General features: G+C 71.0%; 10 protein-coding genes. 2 read left to right on the top strand and 8 right to left on the bottom strand.

Going from position 1 to position 12,160, the window contains the following annotated elements; genetic code table 11:
• Positions 1-106 precede the first annotated feature (106 nt).
• On the bottom strand, positions 107-658 hold the full coding sequence (locus tag PV734_RS34435) for a DUF1707 and FHA domain-containing protein (RefSeq protein ID WP_319095814.1): 552 nt from the start codon (positions 656-658) through the stop codon (positions 107-109).
• A 183-nt stretch (positions 659-841) separates the two neighbouring features.
• On the opposite strand from PV734_RS34435, the gene treZ reads away from it, so the two are divergent.
• The gene (gene treZ / locus PV734_RS34430) at positions 842-2,587 is read left to right on the top strand and encodes a malto-oligosyltrehalose trehalohydrolase (protein ID WP_319293432.1); all 1,746 of its coding nucleotides are present in this window, start codon (positions 842-844) and stop codon (positions 2,585-2,587) included.
• A 60-nt stretch (positions 2,588-2,647) separates the two neighbouring features.
• Here the strand turns inward: treZ and PV734_RS34425 are convergent, their stop codons facing one another.
• Both PV734_RS34425 and PV734_RS34420 read right to left on the bottom strand, forming a co-directional pair.
• The gene (locus tag PV734_RS34425) at positions 2,648-3,616 is read right to left on the bottom strand and encodes an aminoglycoside phosphotransferase family protein (protein ID WP_319293431.1); all 969 of its coding nucleotides are present in this window, start codon (positions 3,614-3,616) and stop codon (positions 2,648-2,650) included.
• A gap of 55 nt (positions 3,617-3,671) precedes the next feature.
• Positions 3,672-4,805, bottom strand: coding sequence for an aminopeptidase P family protein (locus tag PV734_RS34420; protein WP_319293430.1), 1,134 nt, complete (start codon positions 4,803-4,805; stop codon positions 3,672-3,674).
• A gap of 191 nt (positions 4,806-4,996) precedes the next feature.
• Here PV734_RS34420 and PV734_RS34415 point away from each other — a divergent pair, with 191 nt between their 5' ends.
• Entirely contained in the window at positions 4,997-5,752 is a 756-nt protein-coding gene (locus PV734_RS34415) for a metallophosphoesterase (protein ID WP_319293429.1), read from the top strand.
• A gap of 10 nt (positions 5,753-5,762) precedes the next feature.
• Here PV734_RS34415 and PV734_RS34410 read toward each other — a convergent pair whose 3' ends face one another.
• From PV734_RS34410 to PV734_RS34390, 5 genes are all read right to left on the bottom strand, one after another.
• The gene (locus PV734_RS34410) at positions 5,763-6,422 is read right to left on the bottom strand and encodes a PDZ domain-containing protein (RefSeq protein WP_319293428.1); all 660 of its coding nucleotides are present in this window, start codon (positions 6,420-6,422) and stop codon (positions 5,763-5,765) included.
• 115 nt (positions 6,423-6,537) lie between these two features.
• Positions 6,538-8,691: a germacradienol/geosmin synthase Cyc2 gene (gene cyc2, locus PV734_RS34405; protein WP_319095820.1), complete on the bottom strand. Its 2,154-nt coding sequence runs from the start codon at positions 8,689-8,691 to the stop codon at positions 6,538-6,540.
• 126 nt (positions 8,692-8,817) lie between these two features.
• The gene (locus PV734_RS34400; protein ID WP_319293427.1) at positions 8,818-10,080 is read right to left on the bottom strand and encodes a damage-control phosphatase ARMT1 family protein; all 1,263 of its coding nucleotides are present in this window, start codon (positions 10,078-10,080) and stop codon (positions 8,818-8,820) included.
• Between the two features lie 215 nt (positions 10,081-10,295).
• Positions 10,296-10,946 carry a ScbR family autoregulator-binding transcription factor gene (locus PV734_RS34395; protein WP_319095822.1) on the bottom strand — a complete coding sequence of 217 codons (651 nt, stop codon included), beginning with the start codon at positions 10,944-10,946 and terminating at the stop codon, positions 10,296-10,298.
• A 72-nt stretch (positions 10,947-11,018) separates the two neighbouring features.
• Complete coding sequence (locus PV734_RS34390; RefSeq protein ID WP_319293454.1) at positions 11,019-12,110, bottom strand: ScbA/BarX family gamma-butyrolactone biosynthesis protein; 1,092 nt, start codon at positions 12,108-12,110, stop codon at positions 11,019-11,021.
• Positions 12,111-12,160: the final 50 nt, after the last annotated feature.

Here is a 12,160-nt window from a genome sequence, read left to right as displayed (position 1 = left end):
CTTGGTGTGCATGGCGCACGCACAGTCAGTCACGACTCGGAGGGTACGTCAACACCACGACACGCAAAGTGAATTGCTCCTGTGCGGTGGACCCGGGCAAGCGCTGTCACTCGGCCGAGAGGCGGAACGCCATGTGCCCGAAGCCGATCTGATCGCCGTCCCGGACTACGGCCGCGCCGATCACACGGCGCCCGTTCACCGTCGTGCCGTTGGTCGAGCCGAGGTCGCGCAGCACCCACAGGCCACCCTGGTGCCGGAGTTCGGCGTGGACGCGCGAGACCGTCTCGTGGGTGAGGCGCAGGCCGTTGGCGGGGTCGCGCCCTATGCGCAGCGGGTGGCCGTTGCCGGGGTGGGGCAGCAGCAGCTTGGGGAGCCGCTCGGACTGCCAGGCCCTGCGCAGCCGTACCGTGAAGCCGGAGACCGCTTCGACCGTCCCGAACACCAGGCGGGAGAGGCGGTTCTCGGTGGGTAGGTCGGCGGTGAGGAGGGCCAGTTCGTCCGACCGCCGGGCGACCAGCGCCAGTTCCATGCGCCGGATGAACGTGTCGTGCGAGAGCCGCCCCAGAGCGACGCCGTCGCGGAGTGCCTTCAGCGCCCGGTCGCGCTCCGCGTCGGAGAGGCGCGCAGGGTGCGTGTGGAACTCGAAGGACGATGTCACTTCGTGATTGTCGGGCAGCGCGCGCGGGGTGTCCACACAACGCGGAAACAGGTGCCCCGCGGACCGACCTGACGACACCTGGGGCGAACGAGCGGATGCGAACGCGGGGCATCGGCGTTTGAAGCACCATGGGACGGGCTACCTCCCGGTGAGCACCGCTCGGCAGAGTAAGGGGATCCGTCCGTGCACTTCGAGGTGTGGGCACCGCAGGCCAGTCGTGTGACGCTCCAGTGCGACTCGGCCACGCGCGCGTTGGAGCGCGATCCGGAGCGTTCCGGCTGGTGGTCCGGCGAGGCCGAGGCCGTGGACGGGTCGCGTTACGGCTTCGCCGTCGACGACGGCCCCGTGCTGCCCGACCCGCGCTCGCGCCGCCAGCCGGACGGCCCGGACGGACTGAGCGCGGTCGTCGACCACGGCCACCACACCTGGCGCACCGAGTGGCCCGGCAGCGCACTGCCGGGCGCGGTCCTGTACGAACTGCACGTCGGCACGTACACCGCCGAGGGCACGCTGGACTCGGCGGCCGAGCGGCTCGGCCATCTGGTGGAACTGGGCGTCACGCACGTCGAGTTGATGCCGCTGTGCCCGTTCCCGGGGCGGCACGGCTGGGGCTACGAGGGGGTGTCGCTGTGGGCCGTGCACGAGCCGTACGGCGGCCCCGAGGCGCTGAAACGCTTTGTCGACCGGGCGCACGCGCTGGGCCTCGGTGTGGTCCTGGACGTCGTGCACAACCACTTGGGGCCGTCCGGCAACTATCTGCCCGCCTTCGGCCCGTACTTCACGGACACTCACCAGACGCCGTGGGGCTCCGCGGTGAACCTGGACGCGCCGGGCTCGGACGAGGTGCGCGCGTATCTGCTCGGCAGCGCGCTGGCGTGGCTGCGGGACTACCGGATCGACGGGCTGCGCCTCGACGCGGTGCACGCGCTGCGGGACACGCGCGCGTGTCACTTCCTGGAGGAGTTGTCGACGGCCGTGGACGCCCTCGCGGCCGACCTGGGCCGGCCGCTGTTCCTGATCGCCGAGTCCGACCTCAACGACCCGCGGATCGTCACCCCGCGCGCGGGCGGCGGCCTCGGACTGCACGCGCAGTGGAGCGACGACTTCCACCACGCCCTGCACACGGCACTGACCGGAGAGGCGCAGGGCTACTACGAGGACTTCGCGCGGGCCCCGTTCCAGGCACTCGCCAAGACGCTCACGGGCGGCTTCTTCCACGACGGCACGTACTCGACCTTCCGGGGCCGTCTGCACGGCCGCCCGCTCGACCGCACCGGTGTCGCCGCGCACCGGCTGCTCGGCTACACCCAGACCCACGACCAGGTCGGCAACCGCGCCCAGGGGGACCGCCTTTCGGCCGCCCTCTCCCCCGGACTGCTCGCCTGCGCCGCGGCCCTGATGCTCACCGGGCCGTTCACGCCGATGCTGTTCATGGGCGAGGAGTGGGCGGCGGGCACCCCGTGGCAGTTCTTCACCGACCACACGGACGCGGAACTCGCGGAGGCCGTACGGCGGGGCCGGCGACGGGAGTTCACGGCGCACGGCTGGGCCGAGGAGGACGTTCCCGACCCCCAGGACCCGGCGACCCGTGACCGCTCCTGCCTCGACTGGTCGGAGCCCGAACGCGAGCCGCACGCGCGCGTACTGTCCTGGTACCGGGACCTGATCGCCCTGCGCCACGCCCAGCCCGACCTGACGGACCCCGACCTCTCCGACATCAAGGTCGCCTACGACGAGGAGGCCCGCTGGCTCGCCTTCCGGCGCGGGGACGTACGGGTGGTCGCGAACCTCGCCCCGAAGTCGGCGGCGATCCCCCTGGGCCCACGACGGGCGCGGGTGCTGGCGGCCTGGGAACCGGTCGAACTCCCGGGCCCGGACGGGTTGTTGCACGTCCCTGGTGAGTCCTGTGTGGTGCTGGAGCAGGGGTGAGCCCGATGCCGGCGTAAACGTTTGCGCAAGCGTTTACGCACCCCGGCCCTCTCCTGTCCCTCACCCCTCCTCGTCCGCGTCCCGAAGCTCCGTCACCCGTTCCAGGAGGATCGCCTCCCAGGCCCGCCGCAGTTGGACTCTCAGCAGCGGCAGCGCGCCGGTGTCGCGCCGGGCGAGGCTCTCGGCGAGGCGGACGACCGTGTCGCAGCGGGCGAGCCACAGGCCGCGCAGACAGGGCCGGGCGGCGTAACCGGCGAGGGTGGCGGCACGTACGGCCGCGGGCGAGCCGACCGCGAGGGCGAGGCCGGCGATGTCCTCGGCGGGGTCACCGACCACCGCTCCGGTCCAGTCGAGGACACCGCGTACCCGCCCGTCGGCACTCACGACGAGATGCTCGCCCCGCAGATCGTGGTGGACGAGGACCGAGGTCCCGGCCTGCGCGGCGAGCTGTGTGGTGGCGGACGGGGTCAGCTGGTGCAGCAGGACGGGGTCGAACTCGTCGGCCGCGGCGAGGCGTTCGGCCGCCGCCGCGGCGGCCCGGCGCAGCGCCTCCAGCGAGCGTGGCCCGACCCGCGGCACGCCGAGCGTCTCGGCCTGGCGTACGGGCACCTCGCGCAGCCCCGTGAGGAGCGCGGCGAGGTCGGCCTCGCCGACGGCGGAGATGTCGTGTTCCTCGGCCGAGCCGCCGGGCACCCTGGTGTCCAGCGTGTAGGCCAGTCCGGGGGCCCACTCGCCGTGCGCCACGCCGACGGGGACGGCGACGCCGATGTGCGGGCGCACGAGGTCGCGCAGGCGCGGTTCGCGGCGCAGTCGTACGGAGGTCTCCCGGTCGGGGGCCAGGCGCAGTACGTGCCGGGAGCCGACCCACCAGGAGAAGTGCTCGCCGCCCGCCCCGCCCGCGTCGGCCGGCTGGACGTCGGGGCAGGTGGAGCCCGTCGCACCACCCGGTCCGCCGCCGGCGCCGTCCGCGAGCAGGGAACGGACCAGTCGGCGGACCGTGTCCGCGGTGGGTGTCGGTACCTGGGTCATGATCGCGCCGCTGTCGTCCGGGGGTGGGGGCGGGGAGGATGCTCCTGGTGCGGGGTCAGTCCACTATGACCATCTCGCGGGTCGTGTTGTTGAGGCGCCGGCCGCCGGTGCCGTCGTCGGTCACCGTGACGATGTCCTCTATGCGTACGCCGAAGCGCCCGGGCAGGTAGACGCCGGGTTCCACGGAGAAACACATGCCGGGGACGAGGAGCCGCTCCTCGCCCTCGATCATGTAAGGCGGCTCGTGCGTGGTGACGCCGATGCCGTGGCCCGTGCGGTGGATGAAGTACTCGCCGTACCCGGCCTCGGTGATGACCGCGCGGGCCGCCCGGTCGACGTCCTGGCACGCGGCGCCCGGCCGCACGGCGCGGAAGCCGGCCTCCTGGGCCTCCCGCACGATGTCGTGGACCCTGCGCTGCTCGGCGTCCGGTTCACCGACGTGGACCGTGCGCGAGGTGTCGGAGCCGTAGCCGTGCAGAAGGCCGCCGAAGTCGAGGACGACCATGTCGCCGTGCTCGATGACGCGGTCACCGGCCTCGTGGTGCGGATTGGCGCCGTTGGGACCGGAGGCGACGATCGTGAAGTCGACCTGGGAGTGCCCGAACCGTCGCAGCAGATCGGCCAGCTCGCCCGCGACGTCACTCTCCCGGCGTCCACCGAAGGGAACCTTCCGGATCTCGTCGTACGTTGCGTCGGCAGCCGCGCCCGCGGCTGCCAGGCGTGCCAGTTCCGCCACGTCCTTCACCGCGCGCAGCATCGGCAGGCCCTCGGTGAGCGAGACGTACGAGCTGCGGGGCAGCGCCTTCTGCAGTGCCAGCAGGTGCAGCGCCCACGCGTTGTCGCTGACCCCGAAGCGTCCGGTTCCGTCGAGGAGGCCGGCGGTGGCCGCGTAGGGGTCCTTGCCGTCGGTCCAGTCGCGCAGGGTCAGCGCGGGCGCCCCCACCGCCTGAGCCGCGTCCGGGGCCTCCAGTGCGGGGACGACGAGGACCGGGTCCTGCCCGGCGGCCAGCACCAGCAGGGTGAGGCGTTCGGTGACCGCGGTGGGCGCGTAGCCGGTGAGCCAGACAAGGTCGGGGCCCGGCGCCACGAGGAGCCCGGCGAGCCCCGCGTCCTCAGCCGCCCGGGCGGCGCGCCGCATCCGGGCCCGGTAGTCGTCGGCGGTGAAGGGCGCGGGTGTGCTGCCTGGCATCCGGGCCTCCGTGAAAGGGCGAGGGGCTACGGGCAGCATCCTGCCCGTACGCACGGGACGGCGCGAGCCGATTGACGGCGCCTCTCACCTGCTTCACCTGCCTCCCACCCTTCCCCCTAACGGATGAGAGTTGAGTAACCATTAGATCTAATGCTTAGATCTGTCAGAACCATTAAGGGAGGCGGAGGATCATGCTCGTACTCGCTCACATCAGCGATCTGCACCTCGACGGAACCGCGCGGTCCACGGCACGTGCCGAACGGGTGCGCGACCGGTTGTGGGAACTGCCGGGGCGTGTCGACGCCCTGCTGGTGACCGGGGACATCGCGGACCACGGCACGGAGGCCGAGTACGAGGGGGCCGCACACCTCCTAGGGCTGCGCACCGGCGACGCGCCCTTCCCGGTGCTCACCTGCCCGGGCAACCACGACAGCCGCGGCCCCTACCGCAAGGCGCTGCTGGGACTGCCCGCCACCGAGGAGCCGGTCAACAGCGCGCACGTCTTCGACGACGCCGCCGTCCTGATGTGCGACTCCAGCGTGCCGGGCGACGACGAAGGAGCCCTCGCCGACGAGACGTACGACTGGATCGAGTCGACGCTCGACGAACTGGACGACGGCGTCCCGGCACTGCTCGCCCTCCACCACCCGCCCGTCGCCCTGCACCACCCCCTGCCGGACGGCTACCGGCTGACCGAACCCGGCCGGCTGGCCGCACTGATGGAGCGCAGGCCACAGATCGCCGCGCTCATCACCGGTCACGCGCACACGCCGGCGGCCACATCCTTCGGCGGCCGGCCTCTGCTCGTCGGCCCGGGCGTGACCTGGACCCTCCGGCTGCCCTGGGAGGGCGAGCAGCCCGCCGACCGGGACGCGCCGGTCGGGCTCGCTTTTCACATACTGGACGACACCGGGCGGTTGACCAGCCACTTCAGGGTGGTGGCGTGACGGTGGGCGGTCAGGTGACAACGCCCGGAATCGCCACCAACCGCTGGTAACCGCCGTTGACATGACGGACCGTCACAGTGATCTCCGTGCCGGGCCGGGCGGCGGCGACCGCCCGGGCGAGACCGGCCGCCGAGTCGACCCGGGTCTCGCCGAACGCCAGGAGTACGTCGCCCCGAACGAGGCCGGCGGTGTAACCCGGACCCGGCACATGGACGCCGACAAGCAGGGCACCCGCCCTCTCCGCGTCCACGGCCTCGACACCGAGCGTGGCGGGCACCGCGGACGGCGAGAGCGTCGAACTCGCTCCGCCCGAGGGCGACTTGGAGGGGCCGGCTCCGGACGCGGTTCCGGACCCGGAAGGGGCGCCGGACCCGGCGAGGGCGCCACTCCGCCCGCCCGGCGTCTCCCCCGACCGCCCGGTCCGCCCGTCGTCTCCCGTCTGCCCCCGCAGGTCGGCGAGCTTGCCCATGCCGATCACGGTGGCGCCGAGCGTGCCGAGCCCGACGCCCGCGAGGACGAGGACGGTACCGACGAACAGGCCGAACAGAAGTGTCGCCAGCCGTCGGCCTCGTCGGCGCGCGGCATGTGGGCGCCGGGCCGGGCGGGATGTGGTGCCGCCGGCCCGTTCCTGCCCGGGCATCGGCTTGGGACGCAGCGCAGTCTGTTCCATGGTTCGCCTCCGCCAGGTGCTCTACCCGGCACACCGGCGCCCCACGAGCCACGAACGAGTGAGACTGACACAGGGCCGGACATGGGCAGGCACAGACGTCCGGCTCCCGGAGTCCTCAGCGGATCGACAGCGCCGAACTGTGGTCCGGCAGAAAGCCGTGCGACCTTCGGGCCAGGTGGTCGGCCTGGTAGCGGGGGACCGCCCGGTGCCAGTTCAGGATGCCGGCCAGCCAGTTCCGCAGCTCGTCCACATAGCCGTCCATGGTCGCGCGTGCCTCCTCGGTGAGCTTGAAGTCCTCGTACAGGACGGGGAATTCATGGGCGGCGACATGCTCGAACTGCTGCATGCGCTGGGTCATCAGATCGTGGATGATGCCGAGCGCGGTCGGGTAGTCGCAGCCGAAGAAGTTCTGGACGACGAGGATGCCGTTGTGGATCTCGCCCTCGTACTCGATCTCCTTCTGGTACGAGAAGACGTCGTTGATGAGCATCCCGTAGTCGAAGGCCGCGTTCTCCAGCGAACGGACGGGACCGCTGCGGTAGACCTCGGGAGGGACCGCCCGGCCGTGGCCGATGCGGCACAGGCTCGCCGTGAGGTCCGAACCGAAGGTGGCGCGGCGCATCTCCAGGTAGTCGACCGGGTCGGGGATGCGGTTCTGGGTCTGGTTGAGCAGCTCCCACACCCAGCTCTCGGTCATCTTGTCCACCGCCGCGCGGAACGTGCGCCGCTGGTCGGGGGTCATCCCGACCGTCGTACGCCGCCACAGGTCGATGAGGCCGCGTTCCATGGCGTTGACCGGAACGGGGAAGGCGTCGCCTTCGACGGGCATACAGGCGGACAGGCGCTCGGTGCACAGATGAGCCGCCGCCAGGTCCCGGCGGTGACCGAAGACGAGGGGGTAGTAGTCGTCGCCGTAGGTGCCCCAGGCCAGCCAGGCGGAGCTGAGGTCGAGGGCGTCGGCAGTCGCGTCCGGGTGGATACCGGCCGCGCACAGCGACAGGTCGGCCGCGGCGAGCTTGTCCTCGTCCCAGACGCCCTCCTGGAGGATGCCCATGGCGTGCGACCACTCGACGAGGCGTGACCGGGCGCCGTCCAGATGCGGGCTCAGGGTGAGCCCGAACGGCATGTGGAAATCGGGCAGCAGGGACGGGCCGACCTTCTGATAGGGCACGTGCGTGTAGGCGCGCAGCCGTTCGGCGCCGGCCGAGGCCAGGAGTGCGCCGATGTTGGCGGCGGACGTGCCGAACCCGCCCAACGCGAACGGCCGCGACTCCTCCAGGGCCCCTTCGTTCATGTAGCGGCTGGAACGCATGTGCCACTCGTGCCCGCCGGACTGCCAGTCCTGCAGCCCTTGCGTGTACGCGGCCACCGCGGCGACCTGATCCGGCGTGAGGCCCTTCGCCAGGGCAAGCCCGGGCACCTCGGTGAGTGCGGTGTGCTCGAACTGGTGGAGCCGTGAGGTGAGGATCTCGTTGACCGTGTCGGCGGCCTCCTGGGTGGTGCACCCGAAGAAGGTCTCCAGGACGAGCACGCCGTTGCTGAGTTCGCCCTCGTCCTCGACCTCCCGCTGGTAGGAGAACAGGTCGTTGCGCAGGTGGACGCCGTCCGAGAAGGTCTCCATCAGTACCCTCAGCGGCCTCGACTCCGCGACGGACGCGGGCACTTCGGCGGTCGCGTACTCGACGAGCCCCGCCGACCAGGGCGCCCCGCCGACCTTGCGGCGCATCTCGATGTACTCGACGGGGTTGGAGATCCGCCCCTCGTTGATGTTGGACAGTTCCCACATCGACTCGTTCAGCAGATGCTCGGTGGCGACGGCGAACCGCCTGCGCCAGTCCACGGACATGGCCGGTACGGTGCGCGCCCACAGGTCGGCGAGGCCCGCCTCCACCGGATTCCGCGGCTCGGGCACGGGAGTCGAGAGGTCGAGCGGCATGAACAGGGGCAGCCGGTCCAGATAGGCCTTGCCGCCGTCCCGGTCCTGGCTGCGCTTGAAGACCTCCAGGAAGTGGTCGTCGAAGAAGAAGACCCACACGTACCAGTCGGTGATGAGCGAGAGAGCCGCGCCGTCGCAGTCGGGGTGCGTGTAGGCGCACAACAACCCGTAGTCGTGCGAGTCGAGGTCGGACTGCTCCCAGACCCCCGAGCCCTCCAGCATTCCCATCTCCCGTGCCCAGACGGTCGAATGGGCGCGCGCCTCGTCCAGATGCGGGTTGAGCCGCGCGGGATACGGCATGTAGAAGTGCGGGAGTACGAACGGCTGTGTCATGGGCGGGGCCCTACCCCTGCCCCGGACGAGCCATCCACAGCGCGGCACATGATCACACCATCGCGTGAATCAGGCTCGATTCCGGGATTCCGGACGGGCGTTGTGAGTTCACTCGACATGCGACGACTACGACGACACCTGAACCGACGACACCTGAACCGACGACACCTGAATCACCGCACGCGTACCGCTCGTCCGCCAGCGCTGCCCCTCCGCCGCGACGAGCGCCGACTCGGTACGGTCGTCGAGGCCGACGATCACCTCCGACTTCAGGGTGCGCAGGGCGGCCACGGGGCCGGGAAAGTAAGCGGTGACGTCCGCGAAGGGCGTGGTGGGGGGCCTGAGTCGGTCACCCACCAGGCGGCGGTAGTTCAGGTCGCCCTTCATCACGGTGACCGTGGCCGAGGCGAACTCGTCGCGGAGGTCGCCGGGCATCGCCGCGTACGGGAGCGGGGCGCAGGAGAAGGGGTGGGCGCGGACCACCAGTCGGCCCTCGGCCAGCGCGGACCAGAGCCGCCGGCCGTACGAGGCGGCGGCACCCGGAGCGCGGGTCAGCCGGCGCAGGGCGTCGACCACGTCGGCGGTGGTCGCGTCGGAGACGAAGTAGGGGTGCGGTTTGACGTGCAGGACGGCCCGGTCGGAGTACCCCCGGGTCAGCAGGTGGTCCAGGAGCAGCAGGTCGGGGACGAGTTCCCGGCCCGCGTTGTCCGCGACCAGACACACCGGGCCGGCGGCGGGGCGGGCGGACCGGAGCAGCGACCAGAGGGCTTCGCTGTCGTCGGCGACGAGCCCTGCCGCCTCCCCTCCCTCGTCCGCGCCGGAGAGCCGGAAGCCGAGGTCGGCCCGGTTGCCCCACAACGACCCGTGGAGCAGAGCGCGCGCCTGGTCCTCCTCCGGTTCGCTCACCAGATCGTCGAGCGCGGCCAGTTCCTCGTCGGTCTCGGGGGCGTCCAGTTCGGCGAGCTTGAAAGGGCGGAAGGGGTCGATCCCACGCCAGGCACCGTCACCCCGACCACTCTGGCCCCCGCCACCGCTCTCACGGCTCTCACCACTGCCGAAGTATCCGACCGCTTCGAGGAGTTGGCGATAGAAGTAGCCCTCCGCCCACAACCACGGCACGTCGAACCAGGACCGGCCGACGTACTCCCGGGTGCCCCATTCCTCCCACTGCCGCCGGTCGTCCGCGTCCGCGGGGAGCGGTTCGATGACGCCCTCGGCGCAGTTCTTGAGGAGCGCGTCGAGCGCGCGGTGCTGCTCCGGGCCGTACGGGAAGGCGTCCCGCACCTTCTGGATCAGCGCGGGATGCCGTTCGGCCAGGACACTCCAGGGGAACGAGCCCGGTTCGTTGCCGAGGATCACGGGTGGGGACACGGAGTCGGTGGCAGGCATACGCCTCACCGTACCGCCGGAGAACGCGCGACCCCTGACGTGACCGCGCGACGGTGGGGCCGCCCGAAGCCAGGCGTACAGCCCGTACGGCCGGATGCGCACGGGCGCCGACGACGCCGACCGATCACCGGTTGGGCTGCCGGACGACCTGCCGGTCGAGGCCGTCCGAAGCCGGTCGCCACGTTCGCCGGATCAGCCGGGTCGCTCCGACCGCGTCACGCCACCGCTCGTAGCTCCCGCTCCAGTTGCGCCACCAGTCCCAGATACCGTGCCCGCCTCGGCGTGGGCACCAGCGCCCGGATGGTGAGCCGCCACATGTCGGCCGTCCGGCGCGGCTGGCGGGCCACCGGCTCCACCGCCCGGCTGACCACGCGGCTGCCGACGAAGAAGCTGACCAGGGAGTGCGCCATCGCCTCGGTATCCACGTCCTGGTGGACGTCGGCCTCCTTGACGGCGCCGAGGAGTTTGCCGGAGGCCATCTCCGACCACTCGCGGAACGGATGCCGCAGAGGAGGCCGTACGGCGACGTCACCGGCGGCCAGACGCAGGCCGGCCCTGGCGATCGGGCCCTCGACGGCCATCCGCGTGATCCCGAAGGTGACGCGGATCAGCGACTCCAGTGAGGAGTAGCCGCGGCCGTCGATGTCCCTGGCCATCCGCCGGGAGGTCCTGGACTGGATCTCCAGGATGGCGTGGGCCAGGTCCTCCTTCGCCGCGAAGTGGAAGTAGAGGGCGCCCTTGGTGACATGGGCGTGCTCGACTATGTCGCTCAGGCTGGTCGATTCGTAGCCATGGCGGTCGAACAGGTCTGCCGCGGCGGTGATGATCGTCGCGCGAGTCTGCTCGGCGCGTAACTGCCTCGGCATCGGCGCCACCCCTCCCCACCGTCGCGGTGTTCCCGAACTCCCCGAAGAAAAACGGGATATGCCGTTTGTTTCTTACTGTCGGTACAAGATAGCCGACCGCTCGGCCGTGCCCACCACACACTCGAAAATCGTGCGTCCCTCCTGGGTTCCCACCACCTTCAGGGCTCCGTCGCCCTCGTCCGTCGAGTCGATCCAGGTGGGCAGGTCCAGTTCGGCGAACTGATGGAAGGTCGTGTCGAACGACACCGGTATTCGCAGGCCGCCCGGGCCCGTTCGTGCCAGCGCGGCCTGCCGGGCGGCCTCCAGGAGCACCATGCCCGGTATGTGGTCGAGAGGATGATCAAAGAAAACGGCATGACCGGTATCAACTCGCAACTGCCAGTTACCGTCGCCCTGCTGGGGCGGCGACAGAACCACGTCCGCCGCCGAATCCCGGCCAACATCGGTGGCCGACAGACCCGGGGGCAGGGGCAACGGCGTCACGGTGGCCGCCGTACGGCCGCCCCGCAATCGGCTGAACACGGCCCCGCTGGTGCAGGTGAAGGCGACGTCGGCGTGGGCGACCTGTTCACCGTCCAGCCGTACGTCGGCCTCGTAGCGGGCCGAGACCAGGCGCTTGCCACGATGACGGATGTCGGAGAAGGTGATGTCGACGACGGGTTCGGCCGGGGCCGGTCCCACGGCCAGGTGTTCCGCGAACGTGGTGATCCGGAACTCCTGGAGCACGAACTGGTGGTCCAACGGCACTTTGTACTCAGTGTGGTTGAGCAGGGTTCCGGCCTGCCGCACGGTCTCCACGACGAGCAGCGGATCGTACGCCGTCCGATCCGCCGACACGTGTAAACAGTGGACACGCGGCCACTGCGCGGAGACGCTGAAGCGGTCGGTTTCCGTGCGGGTCCAACCGGTCGGGAACGTCTCCGCGATCGAGGCGCGGTGCACGAGTTGACGCGGAACACCCGCCGTCATGGTTGGGGTTTCGGCAGACTGCGGCACTGGAAGCAATGTCTCTCCTCGGTCCCCCCGTTGTGGCGTGGCAGACGGAAAAGCGCCCGCTTCGTGAGCGATAGAGTACGAGGCGACCGGTTTGTTTTCAACGAGATCGTTCGGTCCGGCCCTATGATCGGCGGGTTCCGGCGCATCTGACGACAGGCCGTCACGCATCGGCACGGCACCAATTCGGCACTGACAGTGACACCGGCCAACTGGGCGCC

Origin of the sequence: Streptomyces sp. AK08-02 (assembly GCF_033795085.1) — a bacterium.
Lineage (GTDB): Bacteria > Actinomycetota > Actinomycetes > Streptomycetales > Streptomycetaceae > Streptomyces > Streptomyces echiniscabiei.
The sequence above is the reverse complement of the archived record's forward strand: the minus strand, read 5'-3'. Positions and strand labels throughout refer to the sequence as shown.